The organism is Maridesulfovibrio sp. FT414, assembly GCF_050916235.1.
In the GTDB taxonomy this organism is placed as follows: domain Bacteria; phylum Desulfobacterota; class Desulfovibrionia; order Desulfovibrionales; family Desulfovibrionaceae; genus Maridesulfovibrio.
This window is the reverse complement of the sequence record NZ_CP104854.1, coordinates 3,791,881-3,817,207: the sequence shown is the minus strand read 5'-3', so window position 1 is coordinate 3,817,207 and position 25,327 is coordinate 3,791,881. Positions and strand designations below refer to the sequence as shown.

The 25,327-nt window shown below is 52.1% G+C and carries 19 protein-coding genes; 14 read left to right on the top strand and 5 right to left on the bottom strand.

Going from position 1 to position 25,327, the window contains the following annotated elements:
- Position 1: 1 nt before the first annotated feature.
- From N7E73_RS16930 to N7E73_RS16920, 3 genes are read left to right on the top strand one after another with little or no spacing between them, the layout of a single operon-like run.
- Positions 2 to 1,990 carry a GNAT family N-acetyltransferase gene (locus N7E73_RS16930; RefSeq protein WP_432736101.1) on the top strand — a complete coding sequence of 663 codons (1,989 nt, stop codon included), beginning with the start codon at positions 2 to 4 and terminating at the stop codon, positions 1,988 to 1,990.
- Positions 1,991 to 2,006: 16 nt separating this feature from the next.
- A complete protein-coding gene (locus N7E73_RS16925) occupies positions 2,007 to 2,603 on the top strand; it encodes an SET domain-containing protein (protein WP_432736100.1) in 597 nt (198 codons plus the stop codon).
- Between the two features lie 47 nt (positions 2,604 to 2,650).
- Positions 2,651 to 3,355 carry an SDR family NAD(P)-dependent oxidoreductase gene (locus N7E73_RS16920; RefSeq protein WP_432736099.1) on the top strand — a complete coding sequence of 235 codons (705 nt, stop codon included), beginning with the start codon at positions 2,651 to 2,653 and terminating at the stop codon, positions 3,353 to 3,355.
- 57 nt (positions 3,356 to 3,412) lie between these two features.
- On the opposite strand, the gene N7E73_RS16915 is transcribed toward N7E73_RS16920, so the two are convergent.
- Positions 3,413 to 4,180, bottom strand: a complete 768-nt coding sequence (locus N7E73_RS16915; RefSeq protein WP_432736098.1) for a metallophosphoesterase family protein — start codon at positions 4,178 to 4,180, stop codon at positions 3,413 to 3,415.
- Positions 4,181 to 4,640: 460 nt separating this feature from the next.
- Between N7E73_RS16915 and N7E73_RS16910 the strand changes: the two genes are divergently transcribed.
- From N7E73_RS16910 to N7E73_RS16865, 10 genes are all read left to right on the top strand, one after another.
- Positions 4,641 to 5,294, top strand: a complete 654-nt coding sequence (locus N7E73_RS16910; protein WP_432736097.1) for a CBS domain-containing protein — start codon at positions 4,641 to 4,643, stop codon at positions 5,292 to 5,294.
- Positions 5,281 to 6,117: an ABC transporter ATP-binding protein gene (locus N7E73_RS16905; protein WP_432736096.1), complete on the top strand. Its 837-nt coding sequence runs from the start codon at positions 5,281 to 5,283 to the stop codon at positions 6,115 to 6,117. The genes N7E73_RS16910 and N7E73_RS16905 overlap by 14 nt, the downstream gene beginning before the upstream one ends.
- 1 nt (position 6,118) lies before the next feature.
- A complete protein-coding gene (locus tag N7E73_RS16900; protein WP_432736095.1) occupies positions 6,119 to 8,026 on the top strand; it encodes an AMP-binding protein in 1,908 nt (635 codons plus the stop codon).
- On the top strand, positions 8,026 to 8,913 hold the full coding sequence (locus N7E73_RS16895; RefSeq protein ID WP_432736094.1) for a branched-chain amino acid ABC transporter permease: 888 nt from the start codon (positions 8,026 to 8,028) through the stop codon (positions 8,911 to 8,913). Before N7E73_RS16900 ends, N7E73_RS16895 begins: the two co-directional genes overlap by 1 nt.
- 1 nt (position 8,914) lies before the next feature.
- Positions 8,915 to 9,958: a branched-chain amino acid ABC transporter permease gene (locus N7E73_RS16890; RefSeq protein ID WP_432736093.1), complete on the top strand. Its 1,044-nt coding sequence runs from the start codon at positions 8,915 to 8,917 to the stop codon at positions 9,956 to 9,958.
- Positions 9,959 to 10,395: 437 nt separating this feature from the next.
- Complete coding sequence (locus N7E73_RS16885) at positions 10,396 to 11,559, top strand: ABC transporter substrate-binding protein (protein ID WP_432736092.1); 1,164 nt, start codon at positions 10,396 to 10,398, stop codon at positions 11,557 to 11,559.
- Positions 11,560 to 11,645: 86 nt separating this feature from the next.
- On the top strand, positions 11,646 to 12,443 hold the full coding sequence (locus N7E73_RS16880; protein WP_432736091.1) for an ABC transporter ATP-binding protein: 798 nt from the start codon (positions 11,646 to 11,648) through the stop codon (positions 12,441 to 12,443).
- A 380-nt stretch (positions 12,444 to 12,823) separates the two neighbouring features.
- Positions 12,824 to 14,080 (top strand): phenylacetate--CoA ligase family protein, encoded by a 1,257-nt coding sequence (locus N7E73_RS16875; RefSeq protein WP_432736090.1) that lies wholly within the window; start codon positions 12,824 to 12,826, stop codon positions 14,078 to 14,080.
- A gap of 111 nt (positions 14,081 to 14,191) precedes the next feature.
- Positions 14,192 to 15,616 carry a sigma-54-dependent transcriptional regulator gene (locus N7E73_RS16870; RefSeq protein ID WP_432736089.1) on the top strand — a complete coding sequence of 475 codons (1,425 nt, stop codon included), beginning with the start codon at positions 14,192 to 14,194 and terminating at the stop codon, positions 15,614 to 15,616.
- A gap of 15 nt (positions 15,617 to 15,631) precedes the next feature.
- Complete coding sequence (locus N7E73_RS16865; protein WP_432736088.1) at positions 15,632 to 17,236, top strand: PAS domain-containing sensor histidine kinase; 1,605 nt, start codon at positions 15,632 to 15,634, stop codon at positions 17,234 to 17,236.
- A 55-nt stretch (positions 17,237 to 17,291) separates the two neighbouring features.
- Here N7E73_RS16865 and N7E73_RS16860 read toward each other — a convergent pair whose 3' ends face one another.
- Both N7E73_RS16860 and N7E73_RS16855 read right to left on the bottom strand, forming a co-directional pair.
- A complete protein-coding gene (locus N7E73_RS16860; protein ID WP_432736087.1) occupies positions 17,292 to 18,428 on the bottom strand; it encodes a YibE/F family protein in 1,137 nt (378 codons plus the stop codon).
- Between the two features lie 102 nt (positions 18,429 to 18,530).
- Positions 18,531 to 20,084 (bottom strand): alkaline phosphatase, encoded by a 1,554-nt coding sequence (locus N7E73_RS16855; protein WP_432736086.1) that lies wholly within the window; start codon positions 20,082 to 20,084, stop codon positions 18,531 to 18,533.
- 875 nt (positions 20,085 to 20,959) lie between these two features.
- Between N7E73_RS16855 and N7E73_RS16850 the strand changes: the two genes are divergently transcribed.
- Positions 20,960 to 21,256 carry a hypothetical protein gene (locus tag N7E73_RS16850; protein WP_432736085.1) on the top strand — a complete coding sequence of 99 codons (297 nt, stop codon included), beginning with the start codon at positions 20,960 to 20,962 and terminating at the stop codon, positions 21,254 to 21,256.
- Here the strand turns inward: N7E73_RS16850 and N7E73_RS16845 are convergent.
- Together N7E73_RS16845 and lon are read right to left on the bottom strand one after the other, a co-directional pair.
- On the bottom strand, positions 21,246 to 22,379 hold the full coding sequence (locus N7E73_RS16845) for a serine hydrolase domain-containing protein (RefSeq protein ID WP_432736084.1): 1,134 nt from the start codon (positions 22,377 to 22,379) through the stop codon (positions 21,246 to 21,248). The genes N7E73_RS16850 and N7E73_RS16845 overlap by 11 nt on opposite strands.
- Positions 22,380 to 22,525: 146 nt before the next feature.
- Positions 22,526 to 24,976 carry an endopeptidase La gene (gene lon, locus N7E73_RS16840; RefSeq protein ID WP_432736083.1) on the bottom strand — a complete coding sequence of 817 codons (2,451 nt, stop codon included), beginning with the start codon at positions 24,974 to 24,976 and terminating at the stop codon, positions 22,526 to 22,528.
- Positions 24,977 to 25,327 lie beyond the last annotated feature (351 nt).

Genomic DNA, 25,327 nt, shown 5'->3' with positions numbered 1-25,327 from the left:
CATGATTGAAGAAATTGACCGAAAGCAGACAAAAAACAAATACACTATCCGCGAAGCAACCATTGATGATCTTAATTTTATTTCGAAACTTGAAAATGAATGTTTTCCAAGCCACAGGAGAAGTGCGCGCCGCGGACTTCGAAACAGCATTACCAGCCCCAATCAGATAGTACACATCCTTGAGGTTCCCAGAGGCAAGGAAGGCATGGTTTCGGCCGGTGCCTCGGTCTGCTTTCTGCACAAATTTTCCATGCGCATCTACTCCATTGCCGTCCTGCCTGAATTCAGGACACTGCAGTTCGGAGAGAAACTGCTCGCATACCTCCTGGCTTATGCCGAAAAAAGGGGCTTTGACAAAATCACCCTTGAGGCCGATTCCGGCAACCAGAGACTCATCAACTGGTACAGGAAAAACGGATTTGAAATCACCCACTGCCTCACCGACTATTACCGTGAGGGTGAACCGGCCTGCAAAATGGTCCGCAAAACCGCAAGCAAAGAGGGAATGCCGGACCGCATCATCATCGTCGTGGACGACTACGGCAAGAAGGTGCTCGACATTCCGGGCCTCAACATATGCGCCGCCAAGGACTACCTGACCGACCTGCGCTACTCCAACTCGAACAGGTTCCATGTAATCAACCTGTGTTCGTCCTATAAGACACACTCCATGGGGTACTACGTCTCTCTGCTCGCCTCGGCGCGCAACCAGAGGATCACCCCCTCCGTAATGACGGTAAAGGATGCATCCAACCACCTGATTGCACAGAGCATTCTTGATGAAATCAAGGAATTTCTCGACGACAAAACCAGAAACATCACTGCCGAAACTCTGGATCTGACCGTGATCATGGGCAAGACTCCTTCCAAGAAATTTGAAAGTCTTGCACGTAAGCTGTTCTCCATCTTCGAAATTCCGTTCTTCGAAGTAAGTTTGAAGCACAAGGAAACATGGCAGCTCAAAAAATTTCATATCCTGAATCTAAAACAGGTGCAGGAACGACATCCTGAAATCCTGAAACAGGCCATAGTCGAATACAACAACAAGAAGCGCTATTGCCGTACACGGTTGAAGAACTACACATACGATCTGGCCATTCTGGTCAACCCGGACGAGAAAACTCCTCCATCCTGCCCTGAAGCTCTGGAAAAGTTCCGCAAGGCAGCAGAAAATCAGGGTTTCTTCGTCGAGTTCATCACCAAGGCGGACTACAGAAGAATCTGCGAATTCGACGCGCTGTTCATCCGTGAAACAACAGCCATTGAGAGCCATACGTATGCGATGTCGCGCCATGCCTACACCGAAGGACTGGTGGTAATAGACGATCCGTGGTCCATCCTGCTTTGCTCCAACAAGGTGTACCTGCAGGAACGGCTGACCAACGCATGTATCCGGCAGCCTCAGGGCTGGCTTCTGACCAAACAGAACTGTACCGCATCTTTCCTGAATACGCTGCCGCTCCCGCTGGTCCTGAAGCTTCCGGAAAGCTCTTTTTCTCAGGGGGTTTTCAAGGTTCACACCTACGAGGACCTGAAGGAATCACTGCTGAAGATGTTCGCCAAAAGCGCGCTTGTAATCGCACAGGAATACCTCATCTCCGAGTACGACTGGAGGATCGGGGTTCTGGACAACCAGCCGCTGTTCGCCTGCAAATACTACATGGCCGACGGCCACTGGCAGATATACAACTGGCGAACCGGGGACCAGTCCAAATTCAGCGGCAACTCCGAAACAGTCCCCATCAGCGAGGTTCCGCCGCAGGTGGTCAGGTCCGCAGTAAAAGCAGCCTCACTTATTGGAAACGGTTTTTACGGTGTGGACCTCAAAGAAATAGACGGAAAGGTCTACGTAATCGAAGTGAACGACAACCCGAACGTTGACGCAGGTGTTGAAGACACACTGCTTGGCGACGACCTGTACAACAGGATTATCGGGACAATTTACAACAGAATTGAAGCTGAACGGTACCAGACCCGGTACCTGTTCTGATTTTACGAGGTTAGTAATGATTCATCCGGACACGGAAGTTAGAACAGTCTCACCGGCCATAGGCAACGGTGTTTTCGCGACCGCTCCCATCAAAAAGGGAACGATTGTCGTTGTCAGGGACAGTTATGACACCTGTCTGACTCAGGACGAGTACCAGAACCTGCCCCAACCGATGAAATCGTGCATGGAAAAATACATGTACCATGACCGGCACGGCAACCTCATCCTGAGCTGGGACCACGCCAGATTCATGAACCACAGCTGCTCAAGCAACACCATGATGACCGCCTACAACATCGAGATTGCAGTGCGCGACATTATGGCAGGCGAAGAGATCACCACCGAATACGGCCTTCTGAACATACAGGAACCGTACGAACTCTGCTGCAACTGCCCGCAGTGCAGAAAATGCCTGCGCGATGACGACATCGATAACTATGGACATATCTGGGATTCTCTCATACGTGAAAGCCTGCTGCTCGTTTACGGCAACGAGCAGCCTCTCATGGGACTCCTTGACCGCAACACCCGGAACAGGCTGCAGCAGTTCTATGACGGTGAAGCAGGCTACTCTTCCGTCATGAACCTGAAGTGGAGGTTGAACAAGGGTTGAGTCCGCCCTTGAATCCTTAAGGATTTACTTTAACTTTTTTCGAGATAATGCAGAACAGACACATACTCATCACCGGCGGCAACAAAGGCATAGGACTTGTACTCACTGAAAGGTTCATAGCGGACGGTGCCAACGTCATCGTCGCGGCCCGTGATTTTTCCACATTCAAGTACAATGACCATCCGCGGGTCAAAACAGTTGTGTACGATTTCAAGGACGTGGCCGGTATCCCGAACTTAGTTGCCGGGCTGCCGGAAATCGACGTGCTGATCAACAACGCAGGCATCATGTATGCCACTCCCTTTGATCAGTACACACCCGAAGCTGTGCAGGACGTGCTCAAGATCAATATCGAGGCACCTGTAGCCCTGATCACCGCAGTTTCAAAGTCCATGGTCGCCAGAAAATGCGGGCGCATCGTCAACAATGCTTCCATTGCCGGGCAGATCGGGCATCCTGACGTCTGGTACGGGATCACCAAGGCCGGCATGATCAACATGACCAAGAGCTTCGCCAAAATCCTCGGACCGCACGGAATCGTCATCAACGCAGTTGCAGCGGGGCCCATAGAAACCGAAATGCTGCACACCATCCCCATCGAGCGCAGGAACCACATCAAGTCCGTAGTCTACACGGGACGCTTCGGACAGCCCGAAGAGGTGGCGGAGGCCATGCACTGGCTAGCTACCGACTGCCCGGAATACATCAACGGAACATGCATTGACATAAACAACGGTTCCTTCCCCAGATAAAGTAGTGGTGGCAACATATGTTGCCACCACTAACAAAGTCTAAACTATCAATTCATCTTAGCGGATCGGCACATCGTTAACGGATATATTGCCGCCGCTGATACTGATTTCCCTGGCACTCTTCCTGCCAGGCGAATTGTCGGCCCCCAAAATATATTGGATACCGTGCTTGCCATGATCAATATAGGGTTCATGTTTATGGCCGAAAAGCATGACATCCACCCGATTGCTGACCACTTTCATGAGTTCTTCCGAATCCTTGAGCTTCAGGCCGATCAGATTTACCAGAGTCTTGGTGACAAAAGGATGATGATGGAAAAATAAAATTTTGACCAATTCGCTGTCGGCATACTGCTTAAGAATCGAATCAAGCTCCTTCAGTTGTTTTCGTCCCACTTTACCGCAAGCGAAATCAAATGGAGTCTTGGTTTCAAGGTTTGTATCCAGCGCGATAAACATGCATTTGGCTTCATCGCTTTCAACAATATTCACCACCGGAGAATTATCACCTGCAAATGTTCCGCACTGCCCGAAAGGCCCGGCCAGATATTTATCAAAACGTTCAATCCGTTTCCTGTTATAAATGTTTCCACCGATTCCGGAATCATGGTTGCCGGGACAAATACTGATTCTGCCCTTGAACGGCCTCAGAGCTCGTTCAGCCCTTCTGTACTGCTCACTACCTCCGTCATCAACAACATCACCGGTAACCACTATATGATGGGCGGGATAATTTTCTTCGACATATTTCAGGGTTTCAACTTTTTTTCTGTTGCCGGCCGTAGAACCTTTAAAATGCAGATCGCTTAAATGCAGAATTTTCACATTTTCCTCCTTTCATTAAAATTAATATGATCTTTTCATATAAATCATTATACACAATATAACAAACCGTGACTTACAATGTTTTAAAGAGCAACTGATTTGATTTTAAATTTATCACATGTGCGCCCAACTCTTGCCCAACTCCCTCTATCTCCCCTCGCAACTTTTATTGCTCCAGCAACTTTAGTTGCTGACAACTGAAATTCGCAACAAAAGTAGCTCTCCAAATATCATACTTCAAACGTGTCAACAAAAGTTGCAGAATCCATTTAGTAAACTTCTGTCTCCTCATAGGCTCTCCTGATAACAGATAAGAGAACACTTATCGCTCAACCACCATAATGCACTGTAAAAATTAGATTTATACAAAAACCAGATTCATCAGCACACTCAACATTCATTTTGGCACACAACTTCCATTAAGGAGCTGAACTTATTTGCTTCAGGAGGTTTCTATAAAATGTACGTCGGGCTTAAGATGCTGAAAGACTTCATGCCGCAATCCCCGGATACGCTGGCTGAAGACGCTTCTGTTCTCATGGATGACAACATGCTCTGGATGCTGCTCATCGTGGAGAACAGAAAACTGGTCGGTTATGTTCGCAAAGAGGACATCAGCGCGGCCATGCCTTCCACAATGACCGGGCTGGATAAGCACGAGATCAACTACCTGCTCTCAAAGCTCACCCTGCGCAAAATCATGCGCACAGACATGACCACTGTAAGCCCGGAGATGGAAATAGAAGAGGCTGCCGTAATCATGCGCCGCAAGAATCTGGCAGGACTTGCGGTAGTGGATGGAGCAGGAGACCTTATCGGATATATCAACCGCAACGTGATCCTTGACGTACTGGCGGAAGAAATGGGCTTTGCAAAAGGCGGTTCCCGCATTGTTTTCGAAGTGGTTGACCGTCCCGGCGTGCTCAAGCACGTATCCAGCCTCATCGACGACCTCGGATACTCCATCATATCCACCGGAACCTTCAATCACTCCGACCGAAGAATGGTAGTAATCAGGGTGAATGCCGATAACCCGTCGTCCGTAGCCGCAACACTGCAGAAAAACGGCTACGAAGTGGTCGGACCGGAGGATTTCAGGGATGAATGGCAGTAGCCCCTTCTTCAAGCCCGACTGCGAACCGGCCCCTCTGGATGAAGCTCTGCTTAAAGTCAAGGATGTGACCCTGACCTTCAAGGGGGTTGCCGCCCTTTCCCGCGTGAATTGCTCCGTAAGGAAAGGAAGCATCACCTCGCTCATCGGCCCCAACGGCGCAGGCAAGACCAGTATGCTCAACTGCATTTCAGGCCGCTATGTACCGGACAAGGGCTCCATCACCATGAACGGTTCCGAGATGCTCGGCACACCGGCCAACAGGCGCACCCATTTCGGCATGGCCCGCACGTTCCAGAACATTGCCCTCTTTCGCGGTCTTTCAGTGCTGGACAACCTCATGGTCGGGCGTCATTCGCGCATGAATTACGGGCTCCTTTCATCCATTTTCTACTTCGGAAACGCCCGCAAGGAAGAGTCGGCCCACCGTCAGCGGGTTGAAGAGATCATAGATTTTCTGGGCCTCTCCCCCTACCGGCACCAGATTGCCGGACACCTCCCCTACGGAGTGCAGAAAAAGGTCGAACTTGGTCGCGCCCTTGCCGCCGAACCGGAACTCGTACTGCTCGACGAACCCATGGCCGGGATGAACCTCGAAGAAACCGAAGACATGGCCCGCTACATCCTCGACATCAACGAAGAATGGGGAATCACCGTTTTTCTGGTTGAACACGACATGGGTGTAGTCATGGACATTTCCGATCACGTGGTGGTGCTCGACTTCGGACGCATTCTCGCCTGCGGAACACCTGAAGAAGTACAGAAAAACAAAAAAGTTATCAGCGCCTACCTTGGAGACGAGGGCGGGCTTTATCAAGGAAGGTAAAATGAGCCGGCCGTACAAGACAACACTTCCGGCACTGCTGATCAGGAACGGACGCGAACGCGCCGCACGCACCGCCATGCGCGAGAAACACCTCGGCATCTGGCAGTCGTTTTCATACAGGCAGTACCTTGAAATAACATCTGAATTTTCCGCAGGACTTAAGAAACTCGGATTCGGCAAAGGAGACGCCATCGTCATCATCGGCGACAACCGCCCCGAATGGCTCTGGGCACAGCTGGCGATTCAGGGACTCGGCGGTTATTCCGTGGGCCTCTATCAGGATTCCCCGGCAGACGAGATCGGATATGTGTTCACCCTTTCCGAAGCACGGCTGGTGGTGGCAGAGGATCAGGAACAGGTGGACAAGATCCTGTCCATCCGCGACCAGCTTCCGGACCTCGAATACATAGTCTACCACGACCCCAAAGGCCTGATGGATTACAGCGAAAAAGGGCTCATGTCCTTTGACGATGTTCGGGCCATGAACAAGGAACAGGCTGCGGAATTCGAATCATGGACCGCAGAGGTCTCCCCGGACGACGTCGCCATCATCGCCACCACCTCCGGTTCCACCGGCAGGCCCAAGCTGGCCATGCTTACCCACGAGAACCTGCTCTCCATGGCCTGGAACCTCGGTCATTCCGACCCCAAAACGGAATCGGACGAATTCGTTTCCTTCCTGCCGCTGGCCTGGATGGGCGAACAGATGATGGCCGTGGCCTCGGCCCTGCTTTTCGGTTTCTGCGTAAACTTCCCGGAAGAACCGGATACCGTTCAGGAAAACATCCGCGAGATCGGCCCTCACCTCATCTTCTCGCCCCCGCGCGTCTGGGAGAACATGGCTGCCAAGGTCCGGGTGCGCATCATGGAGACCACCCCCCTCAAGCGCTGGCTGTTCAACAGGCTCATGCCCATGGGAATCAGCTACGCGGATAAGGTTCTGCACGGGCAGGAACCTTCCGCCATGGACAGGCTCGGCTTCCGGCTGGCTGAAATCGGACTTTTCCGCGCCCTGCGCGACCGGCTCGGATTCTCCCGCATCCGTTCCGCCTCTACCGGCGGGGCACCGCTCGGACCGGACACCTTCACCTTTTTCCATGCCCTTGGAATCAACCTGAAGCAGATCTACGGGCAGACCGAGGTTGCGGGTATCTCCTGCATCCACAAGGACGGCTGCGTCAGTTTCGACACCGTCGGCGAGCCCATTCCGGAGACGGAAATTAGAATATCCGCAGCAGGCGAAGTGCTTACCAAAAGCCCCGCAGTCTTCAAGGGATACCTGAAAAACGAGGACGCCACCGCCGAAACCCTCGAAGACGGCTGGCTCAAATCCGGTGATGCCGGATACTTCAAGGACAACGGCCAACTTGTCATCATCGACCGCCTTTCCGACGTAATGACCCTGAACAACGGAACCCGCTTTTCCCCACAGTTCATCGAGAACAAGATCAAGTTCTCCACCTACGTGCAGGAAGCCGTCGTAATCGGGCAGGAGCGCGACTACATAACCGCCATAATCTGCCTCGACAGCGACATCGCCGGACGCTGGGCCGAACAGCAGCAACTGACCTACACGACCTATCAGGATCTTGCATCCAACCCGCACCTTTACGACCTCATATGCAGCGAAGTGGCCTCCATCAACGAAGCCCTGCAGGACGGGACCGAAGTAAAGCGCTTCGCCCTGCTCTTCAAGGAGCTGGACGCTGACGACGGCGAGCTGACCAGAACCCGCAAGATCCGCCGCAAAGTCATCAACGAGCGTTACGGCGATCTCATCTACGCCCTCTACAACGGGCAGAAGGAGATCAACCTCACCGCCCGCATCAAATATCAGGACGGATCGGAACGGACCATGTCCGGCCCCATCGCCATCCGCGAAATCAACGCCGCAGAAGAGGCCAGCTAATGGAATACTATCTCCAACTCATAATCAACGGCCTTGTTGTCGGCTCCATCTACAGTCTTGTGGCCCTCGGCTTCGTCATCATTTTCAAGGCCACCAAGGTGGTAAACTTCGCACAGGGCGAAATGGTCATGGCCGGGGCATACATCTGCTTTGCCCTGACCGTGCAGTACCAACTGCCCTTCCTGCTCTCGTTCCTCATCACGCTGGTCTTCTCGCTCATCCTCGGCGTCCTTGTGGAAAGGATGATCCTGAGGCCGCTCATCGGTGAGCCGATCATTTCCGTGGTCATGGTCACCATCGGCCTGTCATCCATACTCAAGTCACTGGTGCAGGTCTTCTGGGGAACACAGATCAGGGTGTTTCCGCCCATTCTGCCGCAGGATCCCTTCATGGTCTTCGGGCTGCCCATAGCCCCGGTCTACATCGCGGCCTTTGTGCTCTGCCTGCTGCTGTTCGCCGTATTCTCCCTGTTCTTCAAGTACTCGTCGCTCGGCATCGCCATGCGTGCGACCGCCTTTGACCAGCAGGCCGCCCAGTCCATGGGCATAGGCATCAAGAACATCTTCGCCCTGTCATGGTGCATCGCCGCGGTGGTGTCCTCCATCGGCGGAATCATCCTCGGCAACATCAACGGCATCAACTCCCAGCTCGGACACCTCGGCCTCAAGGTATTCCCGGCGGTTATCCTCGGCGGGCTCGACAGCCTGCTCGGCGCAGCCCTCGGCGGCCTGATCATCGGCGTGCTGGAAAATATCAGCGAAGGACTTGCCCGCGACCTGCTCGGACTGGGCGGATTCAAGGAAGTGGCTTCCTTTGTGGTGCTGGTCATCATCCTCATGGTCAAGCCCTACGGGCTTTTCGGCACCAAAGAAATTGAGAGAGTGTAACATGCAGAAATGCGGACTGTTTTTCACAACATACCATAGCGAAGACCAACTCTTTCCATCAAAATTCCAGAAAACATGTCTGGGACTGTTCATGGCGGCCATGCTCATAGCACCGCAAGTGCTGGATTTCTACTACATATCGGTAATGAACCTGATCATGATCGCGGTGATCGGAGCGGTTTCGCTCAATCTGCTCACCGGGGTCTGCGGTCAGATGTCGCTGGGACACGGAGCTTTTGTCGGGGTCGGAGCATACGGATGCGCCGTGCTGGCCTCCAAGGGGCTGCCCTTCATGCCCTGCCTGATAGGCGGCGGTGCAATGGCGGCAATTGCCGGGATGATCTTCGGCATCCCCTCCCTGCGGCTCAAGGGCATCTATCTGGCAATATCCACCCTTGCAGCACAGCTCATCCTTGAATACGTGTTCCTGCACTGGACCGCCTTCACCGGAGGGGCCAACGGCATGCCCGTGGATTCACCTTCCATGTTCGGGTTCCAGTTCGATTCCGACGAAAAGATGTTCTATCTCATCTTCGCCATCACCACCCTGTGTGTGCTCGGCGTAACAAACATCGTGCGGTCTCGCTCGGGCCGCGCATTCGTCGCCATCCGCGACTTCTACCAGTCAGCGGAAAACGTAGGCATCAACCTGTTCCGCTACAAACTGCAGGCCTTCGCAACCAGCTCATTCATGGCCGGTATCGCCGGAGGACTCTGGGCCTACTACACCATGTACATAACCCCGGAACAGTTCTCAATCGGGCTGTCCATCAGCTATCTGGCCATGATCATCATCGGCGGCATGGGCTCGGTGCTCGGCTCCATCTTCGGCGCAGTATTCATCACCCTGCTGCCCGAAGTGCTCAACATCGCCACCTCCCTTCTTGCGACCATCGCGCCCGATGCCAGCGCCATGACCGCACCGCTCAAAGAAGGGGTTTTCGGACTCGCCCTCGTGCTCTTCCTCATCTTTGAGCCCGAAGGCCTGGTGCGCAAATGGAAGCTCATCAAAGCCTACTGGAAACTTTATCCGTTCGCATATTGATAATTATTTGATGTGCCTCCGGCGGACAGAAAACCCTTTTGCAAAATGGTTCTCTGGACTCTCCCAAAACCTTTTATCGGGGTTTCGCCTCTTCGTGAGGAGAGCCTGTATTGAAAATGATCTGAAGTTCATGAAAGAAAATATAATTTAATTAAAAAACCAACATTTAACCGACCCCAGCGGCGAAGCCCTATTAAAAATTTTAGAAGGGGAAGGGGTCTGGGGAAGGGGAAGCTTCTGTCACAAATCTGCAGGAAAACAGATTTGAGCGTTTCCTGAAAGGCTACGCCCCGAAGGGGTGAACCACAGGACGTGGCGAATTAAAAGTTTCCCCTTCCCCAGCCGCCGGAGGCAAACACAAGCCCCGCGGCACTGCAAAGATAAAACGTGCAGGCAGCACTTTTAAATAATCCGTCATCTTTTTAAGGAGAGCAACAATGTTTAAGAGAATTTTGACCGCATCGGTCCTGATGGCAACTATGCTGATAGCTTCAACGGCTTTTGCGACGCTGAAAGTGGGCGTCCTGTCCGATCTTACCGGACCGACCTCCAGCGTTGGCGTGCCTTACGCGCAGGGCGTGAAGGACTGCGTGGCCTACATCAACGCCAACGGCGGCGTAAGCGGCGAAGATATTGAGCTGATTCAGGTGGATTACGCCTACAACGTGCAGCAGGCCCTTGCCGCATACAAGCGGTTCAAGTCTCAGGGCATCGTAGCTTTGCAGGGCTGGGGAACAGGTGACACGGAAGCGCTGGTACGCTTTGTTTCCCGCGACCAGATTCCCGTTTTCTCAGCATCCTATTCAGCTCATCTCATGGACCCGCAAAAGGCACCGTATAACTTTACTATCGCCCCGGACTACTCCACTCAGGGCCGCGCCGGACTCCAGTACATCAAGAACAACTGGAAAGAAGCCCGCGCACCCAAACTCACTTTCGTATACCCTGATAAGCCTTACGGTCACGTACCCCTCAAGGCCATGAAGGAATACGCTCAGGAGCTGGGCTTTGAAGTTACCGGCGACGAAATCCTAGATCTGAAGGCCATGGATGCAACCCCGCAGATTCTGGCTCTCAAGCAGCAGAACCCCGACTTCGTATGGGTTGGCGGAACCACTCCCTCCACAGCCGTGCTGATGAAGGATGCCAAAAAACTCGGCTTTGAAGGCAAGTTTCTGGTCAACATCTGGGGCAATGACGAAAACCTCGCCAAGATGGCCGGTCCCGCATGTGAGAACAACCTCGGCATGCAGGCAGCAGCCGTATACGGGCAGAACGTGCCCGGTATGAAAGTCATCGAAGAGCAGACCAAAGGCCAGCCCCAGATGACTCACTACCTGCGCGGTTTCGTTTCAACGCTGGTCATGGCTGAAGGCATGAAGATGGCGGCAGCAAACGGAAAGGTGACCGGCGAATCCATCAAGAATGCTCTTGAAACCATGCGCGACTATGATCCCATGGGCCTCGCCCCGGCCATCAGCTTCTTCCCGAATGACCACCGCCCGAGCATGGCTATCAACGTCTGTACCGTTAAGGACGGCAAGCTCGAATTCCTTGAGACCGTAGCCCTGCCCCGTGACGCCAAATGGCTCGGCAAATAGGCCCCAAGCAACAGCCCGTTAATACGGATTTACATAAAGGCCGGGGAATTCCTGCGATTCCCCGGTCCCACCCCAAGGATTGATTTATGAGTCTGCTGAACGTTCAAAACCTCGAAGTGGTATACAACGACGTGGTGCTGGTCCTTAAAGGACTTTCCATCAACGTCGAAAAGGGGTCCATAACCGCCCTGCTCGGCGCAAACGGAGCCGGTAAATCAACCACTCTCAAGGCCATATCCGGACTGCTTGAAGGAGAGGACGGCAAGGCCACATCAGGAACGATCCTTTACGAAGGATCGCCTGTAAATATCCAGAGCCCGGAAAAGATGGTCCGCAAAGGCATCTTTCAGGTCATGGAAGGCCGCCGCATTTTCGAAGACCTCAACGTGGAGGAAAACCTCCGCTGCGGAGCCTACACCCAGCCCGCCAAAAACTTTTCGGACAACCTCGACAAGGTCTACACATACTTTCCACGGCTCAAGGAACGCCGCAGCCAGCTTGCGGGCTACATGTCCGGCGGGGAACAGCAGATGCTGGCCATCGGCCGTGCAGTCATGGCCAACCCCAAACTGCTGCTGCTCGACGAGCCGTCCCTCGGCCTCGCACCGCTGCTGGTCGAGGAGATCTTCGACATTGTAAAGAAGATCAACAAGCAGGAAGGAGTAACCGTCCTGCTTGTGGAACAGAACGCCCGCATGGCCCTGTCGCTGGCCGACTACGGCTACATCATGGAAAACGGGCGTATCGTCATGGACGGCAAAGGGGAAGACCTGCTCCACAACCCGGACGTACAGGAATTCTACCTCGGACTGTCGCACGGCGGTGAAAAACGAAGCTATCGCGACGTGAAACACTACCGCCGCCGCAAACGCTGGCTTGGTTAATTCGTCTTGATTAATTTGATGCGCTGCGCGCTTTTAACAATTTGATTTGGCCTCCGGCGGCCAAAGAATCCTTTTGCAAAAGGGTTCTCTGGACTCTCCCAGAACCTTTTAATAAGGCTTCGCCTCCCCGTGAGGTAAGCCTGTTTTGAGAGCTGTAACAATCGGCGGCAACCGAACCTGACAACTCCCTGAAAACAGCATCACACCCCAAGCCGTGACGATAAACCAAGGGAATGATCAAATAAGTAATTACGAAAATTTTACAGCCCCGGCGGCAAAGCCATATTAAAAAGTTTTGAGGGGGTGGGGTCTGGGGAGGGGGAACTGTTCAAAAAAGTTCCCCCTCCCCAGCCGCCGGAGGCTCCAAAAAGGGAATGACAATGGACAGATCAAACGGACTTTACAATAATTTTGAGAAGGACACGCCTGAGGCCCGTGCCGAACGGCAATTCGGGAACATTCGTGCTGTAGTCGAAAAAGCAGCTGAATCTTCGGGCGAATTCAAATCCCGCATGGATGCAGCCGGACTGGCTGTATCCGACATTACAGACCTTGGGTCTTTCAGCAAAATTCCGGTCCTGCGCAAGAAAGAGCTTATTTCCATGCAGCAGGAAAAGGGTCTGGACTGGCTTCTTACGGCCGAACCGGGCCAGTTGAGCAGAATCTACCAGTCCCCGGGCCCAATCTATGACCCGGAAGGACGCGAAAAGGACTACTGGGGCTGGACCGAAGGGTTCTACGCCGCCGGATTCCGTCCCGGCGACCTTGTGCAGATGACCTTCAGCTACCACCTTACTCCGGCCGGACTGATGCTGGAACAGCCGCTCCGGGAAATCGGCTGCGCGGTAATCCCTGCCGGTCCGGGCAACACCCCGGTTCAGATGCAACTCATGACCAGCCTGCCTGTAACGGGATTTGTAGGCATGACCAGCTACCTGAAAGTCATTGCGGAGAAGGCACGTGAAGACGGGCTGGATCCGCGCAAGGATTTCAAGCTCGACGTAGCCTTTGTTGCTGCGGAAAGGCTTCCGGAATCCCTGCGTAACGAGGTTGAAGAAGCTTTCGGCATGAAGGTCCGTCAGGGCTACGGCACTGCCGATCTGGGCTGCATAGCTTACGAGTGCCTTGAACTGGGCGGCATGCATGTTTCCAGCCGCTGCCATGTGGAAATCTGCGACCCTAGGACCGGCGAACCGCTTCCAATGGGTGAAATCGGAGAAGTGGTGGTTACTCCCTATACCCTTTCCTACCCGCTGGTCAGATTCGCCACCGGGGACCTTTCCAGAATGGTGGACACCCCCTGCGCCTGTGGCCGCACCGCACCGAAACTGGCGGGTATTCTGGGACGTGCTGACGACACCGCCAAGGTGAAGGGACAGTTCGTGTACCCTTCACAGGTAGCTGAAGTTGTCAGGGACTTCCCGCAGATCACGCGCCATCAGGTGGTGATAAGCAATGAGGGCGGCAAGGACCTGCTGACCCTTAAGCTGGTCCTCGGCGGCCCGCTGGATCAGAAGGAATTCATCCCAGCCTTTCAGGGCAGGATCAAGCTCAGGCCTGCCATTGAAATCCTCGGCGGAGAAAATGACCTCAAAGAAGATGCTCCGCCCCTTGTGGATAAACGCACTTACGAGTAACTTCCGGTAAAAAGAACAACAACATTCTGCCGGACCGTCCGGCGAGCAGGCATCTCACTCCAGCCTGCCAGCAGTTCGGTCCGGTAATCCCGGAAGCCATAATCAATCAGGATGAACAAAACCGCATTCCCCAAAAATCCCGTACTCCTCGTTGACGATGAGGAAACATGGACCCGCTCCTTCTCCCTTGCCCTGAAATCCGCCGGAATAAACAATATTCTGTGCTGCAACGACAGCCGCGAAGTCGAATCGATCCTTGAAACCACTGAGGTAGAAGTCATCGCCGCGGACCTCGCCATGCCCCACGTAACAGGCGAAGACCTTATCCGGCTGGTGACCTCACGGTATGCAGACATCCCCATACTGGTCATCACCGGCATGAGCCAGGTGGAAACGGCAGTCCAGTGCGTAAAACTGGGGGCCTTCGATTTCTTCGTAAAAACGTACGACAAAAGCTCACTGGTCTCAGGCATCCGGCACGCCATCCAGATCCGGGAACTCAAGCGCGAGAACACCACCCTGCGCTCCCGCTTCTTTGATGACAGGCTGGAAGACCCTGAAACCTTTGCGAATATCGTTACATCCAATTCGGCCATGCGTTCGATCTTCAAGTATATCGAGGCCATTGCCGAATCGTCCCAGCCGGTACTCATCACCGGAGAATCCGGGGTCGGCAAGGAACTGATTGCCGGGGCCATCCACCGGGCCAGCGGCCGCAGCGGTGAATTCGTGCCGGTAAACGTGGCCGGGCTGGACGACAACATATTTGCGGATACCCTTTTCGGCCACAAGAAAGGAGCTTTCACCGGCGCGGACAAGGCCCGCCCGGGACTGGTGGTGAATGCAGCAGGGGGGACGCTTTTCCTTGATGAAATCGGAGACCTTGCCCATGCCTCCCAGCTCAAGCTCCTGCGGCTTGTACAGGAAAGGGAGTATATGGCCATCGGCTCCGACCTTACGCGCAAGACCGATGCCCGCATCATCGCAGCCACAAATATCAGCCCCGAAGACCTGAACAAAAACGTCAGATTCCGCAGCGACCTCTACTACAGGCTCAAGGCCCATCACGTGCACATTCCGCCGCTTCGGGACCGCAAGGAAGACCTGCTGCTGCTTGTGGATCATTTTCTCGCGCAGGCCTGCAGGAATGAAGGGCGCGGCAAGCCGGAAATTCCAACAGATCTGTTGCCGCTGCTCATGGGCTACAGCTTTCCCGGCAACATCAGGGAATTACAGTTCCTGATAATGGATGCGGTAAGCTGCACCGAAGGGAATATCCTGAATATCGAGCGGCTGAAGAATCATGTGGGAAAGATCGGCAGCTCCGGGTTGAAAAAAAGCTCAACACCGGTTGCAGGCAGTAATATAGCCTTCGGCCCGGTTCTGCCGACCCTGAAGGAAGCCTGCGAAGAGCTGACCCTTGAAGCCATGCGCCGCGCGGACAACAATCAGGCAGCGGCAGCACAGAGTCTTGGAATATCCCGTCAGGCACTCAATAAAAGACTCAACAAAATGAAAACGGACAATACCGACTAAACTGACTTGGCAATCATGAATCCAGACATCATCACACTGCAGGACCGCATAAATACCCTTGAAGAGCAGAACGCCCGCTTCCGCAATGAAATCCGGCAATTGCGGGCACTTATTGACGCCCCGCGCAACCTCATGCAGTTCTCCTTCAACCATGAATACCGCTACATCACATACAATCAGGCCCATTACGAATTCATAAAGCACAACTGGGGCGTAACCATCTATCCGGGCATGACCATTCTGGATATCTTTTCCGACGGACAGGAACGCGAATCGGCCCGCAATCATTTCGACCGGGTTCTCAAGGGAGAATCGTACATCCTCAAACGCGAGTACAAGCGTAGAAAAGGTGAAACCCGTTTTTACGAAAACACCTACGTTCCGGTCATTGAGAACGGGACCATAACAGCCGGAACAGTCACCGCCCACGACATCACCGAATGGAGCGAAAAGGAAGAGGAAGGCCGCAAGTACAGGGCAATATTCGACAAGGCGCTGGAGGGAATCTTCCGTTCAACCGCTCAGGGCCGCTTCATTGAAGCCAACCGGGAAATGGCCCGAATCCTCGGCTACGAGTCCCCTGCGGAACTCATGGACTCGATCACCGACATCAGCTCACAGCTGTATTGCGACCCTGTTGAGCGGGATACCGTCATGTCCATTCTGCGCGATCAGGAAATCGTCAAGGATTTCGAAACCCGTATGTTCCGCAAGGACGGAACGACCATCTGGGTGGAATTCAATGCCCGCTGCGAAAAGGATGAGGATGGACGCACCCTTTACGTGGAAGGCAAGCTGACCGACATTTCCGGCAGAAAGGAAAACGAACGTCGTCGCCAACAGATGATGCAGGCGGAAAAGATGGCCTCGCTCGGTGTTCTGGTGGCCGGAGTTGCCCATGAAATCAACAATCCCAACAGCTACCTGACCCTGAACCTGCCCACCCTGCTTGACGTCTGGACCGATGCACAGCAGATTCTGGACGAATACAGCGAGGAATACGGCGATTTCGTTCTCGGAGGACTGGAGTATTCGGAGCTCAGGGAGCAGTTCCCGTACCTTCTCAGTGAAATGATCGAGGGTGCCGGACGCATCAAGGACATCGTGGCCCAGTTGAAAGATTACTCCCGGCAGGACGGCGAAGACGAACGCGAATACGTGGAACTGAACAGCGTGGTGCGCGGAGCCCTGACCTTCGTCAGGCACAGGATAAAGAACTGTGCCCGTCACTTCGAGCTGGTGCTGCCCGAAAAAAGCCCGGTTGTAGAAGGCAATCCGCAACGATTGATACAAGTGCTGATGAATCTGGTGGTGAATAGTTGCGAAGCCCTGCCCGAAGAGGACAGCCAGCTCTCTGTAACGGTTCGGACTGCCAAAAACGGCGGCGACAAGGACTGCTATGCTCTCATCACAATCAAGGACAACGGCTGCGGCATCCCGGAAGAAAACCTCCGCCACATAGAAGATCCGTTCTTCACCACCAAGCGCGACAGCGGAGGAACCGGCCTGGGACTCTCCATATCCGCAAGCATCATGAAAAAACACAACGGCAGCCTGGAATTTTCCTCATCACCGGAAGGCGGGACAGTTGCCGTAATGAAACTGCCCCTTTATTCCTAATCGGATAATTCACCATTGGATGCCTCCGGAGGCATACAAGGACTACCTGTCCGTACTAAACACTACCCTCTTTTTTACGATACTGCTTGAATCCGCAAAGGATGACTCCGGCCAGTACGGCGGTGATGGGTGCTACAAGCACTAGTCCTACACTGCCGACTAGGGTACGGAAAATTTCCGCCGCTACCAGTTTGAAGTTTAGCATCCGGGTAAACGTGGTTCCTTTGGTTACAAAGAGCATGAGCATGGTCAGGTAGCCACCCGAATAGGCCAGCAGCAGTGTTGTGGTCATTGTCCCTGTAACCATGCGCCCTACGTTGAATCCGGAACGAATCAGTTCATTTCTTGTGATGTCCGGCTTCTTGCTCATGACTTCATTCATGGAGGCGGCCACATCCATGGCAATATCCATGGCGGCACCGGAGGCCCCCAGAATTACCGATGCATAAAATATATCCAGCAGATCAAGGGTATAATGCCCGGAAAAGACAAGCATGGTGGCAAACGGCGCAGTCATGCCGGCCAGCTTGAGCTTTTCCCCAAAGAAGAGCGTCAGCGTAAGGGCAAGAAACAGCCCACAGAGTGTTCCGAGAGTGGCAATGACCGTCACCCGGGAAAACCCGGCTACGGAAGTGATGATCACCACGGTCAGCAAAGACAGGGTAATGACGGTCAGCATGATCGGACTGCTCCCGGACAACAGGCCGGGAATGAAAAATTTCCAGATGATGTAAAAACTGGTAACAAAGCTGAACAAGGCCTTGAGACCGATAGACCGGGCATAAATCAGCAGGATAACGACGAATATACCGAACAGTGCCAGTTCCCAACCCTGCCGGTAATGGTTTACAGCTCGGGCGTTTACGGCCTTGCCGTCCTCAATCTTTACAGCCATCAGCGCAGTGTCACCGGGATAGTAGATTTCGTCCATTTCCGGCTGGCCTGTAAGCTGGTTGGTAGCCCGTACATTCTGCCCCTTAACCTCGCCTTCCATGAGCAGCACATCCACGTGCTGGGTTCCGATGCGGGCTGTACCCATTTCAAGAATCGAGGAGTTGTCCACATCTGTTACGACTGCCCGCAATTCCTTTATGGCCTGGTCATAATTTCTACTTGCCTGCTCATGCTGAAAAAGCCAGATGACAGCGGCAATCAGCAGAATAAAGATCAACGGGGAGATTAACCGTTTCATAACGACCTCATAAAATACAGTAAAAGGTCCCCGCCGAAGCGAGGACCCTGCTTAATCTTATCCGAAAGGACTGTCCCGCGCATGCGCAGGCAGTCTGTTCTCCTACTGGTTGTAAGGAATCTTCGAGTACTTTTCCTGAGGACCGAAAGTCTTACCAAGAAGAGCCTTGGAATCGGTCTTCTTGCTGTCGGAAAGCTTCACGTTCATGAGTGCAGCCATACGGGTGGGAATATCGGTGTTATCGATGAACCCGGTAAACTGGTCAGCACCCTTTCCGATTGCGGAAGCAGGAATGAAGGTACCGGTGTGAACAAAGGAAGTCCAGAAGATACGTGCTCTCTGGGAGATCAGGTCGGTAACGGCAACCATAGTCGGAGTGTAAGAATAACCGTAACGGACTTTCTTTTCCATGGACAGATCCTGGTTCTTGTCCTGAACGATCATGGCATCCATCAGGATCTTGTCTTCACCGGGAGTGCGGTCGGTAAGGGCCCAGTTTTCTTCAACGTACTTGATGAAAGCAGCGTGACGTTTTTCAACATCCTTTTCCTTTTCAGCAAGCTTGTTGTAGTAGCGGTCAAGGTTGTCTTCAGCAGAAACCTTAACGTTTTCAAGTGCCTTGAGGTTCAGGAAGTAACCTTTGGAGTCCATGGAGATACCCAGAGCAACACCACCGGTTTCGTGGTCGGCAGCAGTAACAATCAGGGTTTCTTCAGGATGTTTCTTGTAGAACTCGTAAGCGGCCTTAACAGCATCGTCCATTGCGATGGTGTCCATGATTACAGACATGGGATCGTGAGCGTGAGCAGCGTGGTCGATACGTCCGCCTTCAACCATGAGGAAGAAAGGCTTGTCCTGTGCGTCGAGGGAAGCAATAGCCTTTTCGGTCAGTTCAACCAGAGAAGGAAGCTTATTTTCCTTCATGGTGCTGTGCAGACGCTCAACTTCGTAAGGAAGGTGGCTGCTGGTCAGAGCTGCGAAAACCTTGTCGCCTTTTTTGGGAGTATAGGCACGGAAAGCATCACGGGTGGAATCGCCAACGAAAGTCTTGTAGCCTTTATCAGTAAACATTTTAACAACGTCTACATCGTCTTTGCGTTTGGACTTCAGGCCCATCTTGTTGTCTTTAGCAACAAAGTGACGGTAACCGCCGCCTGCAAAGAAATCGAAACCGGAGTTTGCCTGGTCGATTGCCATTTCGTTCTCAGCATCACGATCAGGATTATGTGCGGAGAAGGAAGCGGGAGTAGCGTGAGTCAGGCGGGTGGTGGTAACGATACCTACAGCGTAGCCGTTTTCCTTCGCTGCTTCGGCGATGGTCTTGATGTTGGATCCGTCAGGAAGCTTTGCAATATAACCGTTGGTGGTCTTGAATCCGCAGGAAAGAGCGGTTCCGCCGGCAGCGGAGTCGGTTACCAGAGTGTTGTCGGAATAGGTGGTAACAAGGGCAGAGCCGGGGAAAGTGTTCATCACCAGCTTTGCATCAGGGTTGCCTGTTTCCATTTTGTAGAACAGTTCAGCAGCCATGCGCTGTGTGGGGCCGAGGCCGTCACCGATGAAGTAAATCACATACTTGGGTGCTGCCGCAAAAGCGGAGACAGCAAGCAGGCTGATACATACAGCCAGCACAGCAGGACGAAGAATCCTCTTAAACATACATACTCCAAACCATAGTTAAGGTTTTGCCCCGTGCAGATAGTTCGGCAACACGGAGCATTCACGCTTACCCCTTTTTCGTCTCCACACACAAACGAAAAACGAAAATAAAGGGTTCGCAAAACAACACGCGTGAATGAGTAGCAATGAAATCTGGCCGAACCGGATTCTCACCTATCACCGATTCACAGCCACCCCGGAAAAATCATCACACTCCTACCCATTACTGACTTTTTCAATGAATAAAAAAGTTGAAGCCACCCTAAATTGATTAAAAATAAAGTCAATGGGGTATTTATATTGATTCGAGAACGTACAGATTGTAACATAATCGTAACATTCCGAAATGTATTTATTATTGAAAACGAAAATGCATATTCAAAAAATGTAATTTATTTTACATATCACCAAAGTGAACAAAAAGTCTTAATAAATGACATTTATTAATTTATTGTGGATAATTATAAATAACGCAAAATTTATATGACTCAAAATTACCATTTAAGCATAATTTTATACATTATGCGCTTCAACAAAATAATTCTTTTCCGAACACGATTCGTCCATTTGTCCAAATTATCGGATCTCATTCCTCTCGATTTCTGGTCACAGGATCGAAACATTGCGCCTTGGACTTCCACCCCAAATGCCGACAGGAATTAATTTCCGACATTCACGGGCGTTTGCAAAAATACCACACATGATTGCTCAAATATCGATTATTTTTCCTGCTTTACCGGGCTGTAGACCAGTGCGATTCAAAATAACCTCCTGAATTAATGGCACTAGAAATTCATGGCCTGTTTCTTGAAAAAAGACTGGGCAGATAGATGCTCCCAAATCATTTCCACGATTATAAAAGGGGAAGGTGGACCATGTGGAAATCTATAATCATCATATCCAGCCTGCTGGCTGCACTAGGAACATCAACCGCCTACGCCGCCGGACTGGAGGCTGGGCAATACAAAGACAAGCTGGACCGTACTGACCGCAACATGGAATTTTATGACAGGACGACCTTCGACAACATGATGAACAGCCTCAACATCAATGAAGACATGAAGGCCGGAATCATATTCGGAATGGAAAGAGAAAAAATCAAGTCGTACGAAGGTCCGCAGGACAATTCAAAAGGAATGGGAATAGGAATAGGTTTCGGATTCAGTTTTTAATGCGTGCAACAGTACCGCCGGAGTCCTTGAACAGCCTGGACCTGTTTATTATCCTCCAAAAAACCGCTTCGGCTGTTGAATTCTGCCCGCCGCCATAGGCCTGCCCGTTCGTCAGCAGCACGAAGTAATGCCCCCGATACCGGAAGGCCAGTGAAGTATAAATCCCTGCAAAATTACCGTTATGCCCGATGGCATAATATTTATTCATTATCCCCAGCCCATAAGAAACGCCGTAATGCAGCGCAGGCCTGAAATCCATCTGTTCGGCATGCAGCTCCGGACTTATCCCGTACCCGTTGAGATATGCGACAATCCAGACCATCAGATCATTCGCATTTGACACTCCGTTCCCTGAACACCATGCCCAAGAAGGATTAATCCGAAAGCTCAAATCGGCGATCTCTCTGGAATCGGGATTATAGTCATAACCGCGGACAAAGGGCGGCTTAAGCTCGACATCGGAGGTCGGGAAGTAGGTTGATTTCAAATTCAGGGGCTTAAGAATCCGCCTGTGTACCTGATTTTCAAAAGTATCTCTGGTAAGCTTTTCAATAATCATCCCGAGAATAATATAATTGGTGTTGCTGTACTCAAAAAATTTGCCGGACTCCCCTCCCCCGGTATTCCGATACTCCAGCAGCTTTACAGGCGACCACAACTTCCACGGCTTCGACCTGAACTCATCAAGAAACAGTTTATTTTCAGAAAAATTGCCTACATTGCTGCGCATCTGCAACAGATGACGCACTGTCACCGGATCATTCCTGCCTACAATGTCAGGCAGAATCTCATGAACACGGGTATCAAGGTCCATTTTTCCTTCATCCACAAGCATGAGCACCACCGACGCAACGAAGGTCTTTGTGATGCTCCCTATGCGGAACCGATGTCTGGCGGACACAGGCCTTTCGCTCCCGATCATCCTTACCCCGGCGGAAACCGTCCATTCTTCACCTTCCGGACTCCGGATGAGCATCACTGCACCTGGAATTTTCAGGTCCTGTACCGCTTCCCTGAAAACCCTTTCCACGTCCTGACGCACACCGGTACCAGCCAGAACCGGCACACAGGCACACAAAAGATAAATGAGAATACATGAAAAACAGGATACTTTTTTTGGCAATGCATACCGCCGGACAGCTTGTCAGTTAACTCTACCACCTCTGTGAACTTACTAGCATATTTATGTCCGCTTTAAAACATACCACCATAAAAAAAGGGTGTCCCGACACGGGACACCCTCTTGATATTCACTTACAGCAACCCCTGCTAATGGGGCTGGCTCTGGTATTCTTCCTTGATCAGATTCAAGGCAATGGGAGTAACGTTGTTCTTTCCTCTGAAAAGCTCCTCGGCAGTCAGACTGTCCAATGCAGAGCTGAGGACTTCATCCATATTCTCAACCGGGATGATCTCAAGATCCTTGAGGATAGCTTCCGGCACTTCCTTGAGGTCCTTCTTGTTATCAATGGGAATGAGAACAGTCCTGGACTGCCCCCTGTGCGCAGCAAGCAGCTTTTCCCTAAGTCCGCCGATAGGCAGAACCCTGCCGCGCAGAGTTATTTCCCCGGTCATGGCCAGATCATGGCGAACCGGAACGTTGAGGAAAGCGGAGGCAATTGCGGTACACAGGGTAATACCGGCCGAAGGTCCGTCCTTGGGGGTTGCTCCTTCGGGAACATGCACATGTATATCGATCTTCTCATGAAAATCTGACTTCAGCCCGAAAAGGTCCGAACGGGAACGGATGTAGGACAATGCGGCCTGAGCCGACTCCTGCATGACCTCTCCAAGTTTGCCGGTGATGACAACCTTGCCCTTTCCCGGCATGAGGACAACCTCGACCATGAGCATGTCGCCGCCGACCTGAGTGTATGCAAGTCCGGTTGCAACACCTACCAGCGATTTTTCTTCACTGGAACCGAAGCGGAACTTGTGGACGCCCAGAATGGTGGAAAGATTGTCACTGTCCACATCAAGTTTCATATCACGGTTGCCGGATTCAACGATCTGCATCGCCGTCTTTCTGCATACACGTGCAAGTTCACGCTCAAGGTTACGTACTCCGGCCTCACGGGTGTAGGTGCGGATAATGTCTTCAAGAGCTTTGTCGCTGACCGAAAGATTATCTTCTTTCAGGCCATGCTCCTTGATCTGCTTGGGAAGCAGGAAATCCTTGGCAATGTTCATTTTCTCAGTTTCAAGATAACCGGGAAGCCTGATGATCTCCATGCGGTCCTGCAAAGGAAGCGGGATGGAGTGCAGATCGTTGGCCGTGGTTATGAAGAAAACCTTGGACAGATCATAATCCAGATCAAGATAATGATCGCTGAAAGAGCTGTTCTGTTCCGGATCGAGGACTTCAAGAAGCGCTGCAGAAGGGTCTCCCCGGAAATCAGTGCTCATCTTGTCAACTTCGTCAAGACAGATAACCGGGTTGCTGAACTCACACCGTCTCAGCGACTGAATGATTTTACCCGGAAGAGCCCCGACGTAGGTACGCCTGTGTCCGCGAATCTCGGCTTCGTCACGAACTCCGCCAAGGGAAAGGCGGACAAATTCACGCCCCATGGCCCTGGCAATGGAACGGGCGATGGAGGTCTTACCGACACCGGGAGGGCCGGCAAAACAGAGAATGGGCCCTTTTATGGTATCAACCAGAGACTGTACGGCCATGTACTCAAGGATGCGTTCCTTGGGTTTTTCAAGCCCGAAATGGTCTTCATCGAGAATCTTGCGGGCTTCGGCAATATCAAGCTTGGTCTTCTTGTACTTGTTCCACGGCAGCTCCATGATCCAGTCCACATAGTTGCGGACAACTGTATACTCTGCCGAGGAAGGAGACATCTGGCGAAGTTTCTTGATTTCCTTGCGCACACGTTCGCGAGACTCGTCAGCCATATCCTTGGCATCGAGCTTCTCTTCAAGCTCATGCGCCTCGGCCTGCGGATCATCTTCACGGCCCATTTCCTTGTTGATGGCCTTGAGCTGTTCGTTAAGATAATACTCGCGCTGGTTTTTCTCCATCTGCCCTTTTACGCGGTTCTTTACCCGCTTCTCAATGGACACGATTTCAATTTCACCCAGCAGCAGCTCAAAAACAGCCTCAAGCCGAGCAAGGGGATCGACCATTTCAAGAATCGACTGTTTCCTTGCAAAATCGACCTTCAGGTGCGGCATGATTGAGTCTGCGAGCTTTCCGGGAACCCTTATGGTAGAGATAGCCAGAACGGTTTCAGGCGCAATCTTCTTGTTGACCTTTCCGAAGTTCTCAAGTGCCTCATGAACAGAACGCACCAGAGCTTCAGAAGCGTGTTCTTCTGCGGGCAGGTCATCAACCCTCTCGATATTCACGAGGGGGAAATCGTCCTTGAAAGTGATTCCGTCAACATCAGGATCCCAACTGGCCCGGTGCAGTCCTTCGAAAAGAACCTTTATAGTACCGTCGGGAAGCCTGAGCATCTGAAGGATCTTACTTACCGTACCTATGCGGTAAAGATCCTGCGGCGTAGGTTTTTCCTTTTCAGGAAATTCCTGAGTAACCAGAAAAATCTTCTTGTCATACTCGGCAAGAGCTTCCTCAATAGCCTTTATAGAGGATTCACGGCCCACGAACAAAGGAACAATGGACCGGGGAAACATTACTACTTCCCTCAAGGACATCATCGGAAGAATATTAAGTTCAGCGGATGAGCCACCTTCAAAATCTGTGGACGACATTTATCCTCCTGCTTTCTACCCGGATACGGCTTACAAACTACATTGCTTGAGTGTAAACAACTCTCAGAGACGATTCATTATAAATGTATATCAAACAAGAACAAAACAATTATTTTTTACAAAACAACATCCCGCCTCCAGTCACAGAAGCACGGGACAAAACTACAGACTAATGAAATAATACCTGCCCATGATTTGTCAAACTTCCGGCAGCATTATTTGCAATAAAGATGGCTTACAGCTAAACAAGGCGGGCCTGGCAGCAAGAAATCATTAACCAGAGATCGGCGGATTGCTGCAGATAATTAGAGTGGGAGCGGGGAATAAATGCTTTCGCTCGCGGATCACAGA

Coding starts and splice junctions, on each gene's coding strand:
- N7E73_RS16905 (WP_432736096.1), top strand. CDS start 5,281: ATGAATGGCAGTAGCCCCTTCTTCAAGCCCGACTGCGAACCGGCCCCT.
- N7E73_RS16895 (WP_432736094.1), top strand. CDS start 8,026: ATGGAATACTATCTCCAACTCATAATCAACGGCCTTGTTGTCGGCTCC.
- N7E73_RS16880 (WP_432736091.1), top strand. CDS start 11,646: ATGAGTCTGCTGAACGTTCAAAACCTCGAAGTGGTATACAACGACGTG.
- N7E73_RS16920 (WP_432736099.1), top strand. CDS start 2,651: ATGCAGAACAGACACATACTCATCACCGGCGGCAACAAAGGCATAGGA.
- N7E73_RS16860 (WP_432736087.1), bottom strand. CDS start 18,428: ATGAAACGGTTAATCTCCCCGTTGATCTTTATTCTGCTGATTGCCGCT.
- N7E73_RS16900 (WP_432736095.1), top strand. CDS start 6,119: ATGAGCCGGCCGTACAAGACAACACTTCCGGCACTGCTGATCAGGAAC.
- N7E73_RS16910 (WP_432736097.1), top strand. CDS start 4,641: ATGTACGTCGGGCTTAAGATGCTGAAAGACTTCATGCCGCAATCCCCG.
- N7E73_RS16875 (WP_432736090.1), top strand. CDS start 12,824: ATGGACAGATCAAACGGACTTTACAATAATTTTGAGAAGGACACGCCT.
- N7E73_RS16850 (WP_432736085.1), top strand. CDS start 20,960: ATGTGGAAATCTATAATCATCATATCCAGCCTGCTGGCTGCACTAGGA.
- N7E73_RS16865 (WP_432736088.1), top strand. CDS start 15,632: ATGAATCCAGACATCATCACACTGCAGGACCGCATAAATACCCTTGAA.
- N7E73_RS16855 (WP_432736086.1), bottom strand. CDS start 20,084: ATGTTTAAGAGGATTCTTCGTCCTGCTGTGCTGGCTGTATGTATCAGC.
- N7E73_RS16885 (WP_432736092.1), top strand. CDS start 10,396: ATGTTTAAGAGAATTTTGACCGCATCGGTCCTGATGGCAACTATGCTG.
- N7E73_RS16925 (WP_432736100.1), top strand. CDS start 2,007: ATGATTCATCCGGACACGGAAGTTAGAACAGTCTCACCGGCCATAGGC.
- N7E73_RS16930 (WP_432736101.1), top strand. CDS start 2: ATGATTGAAGAAATTGACCGAAAGCAGACAAAAAACAAATACACTATC.
- N7E73_RS16890 (WP_432736093.1), top strand. CDS start 8,915: ATGCAGAAATGCGGACTGTTTTTCACAACATACCATAGCGAAGACCAA.
- lon (WP_432736083.1), bottom strand. CDS start 24,976: ATGTCGTCCACAGATTTTGAAGGTGGCTCATCCGCTGAACTTAATATT.
- N7E73_RS16870 (WP_432736089.1), top strand. CDS start 14,192: ATGAACAAAACCGCATTCCCCAAAAATCCCGTACTCCTCGTTGACGAT.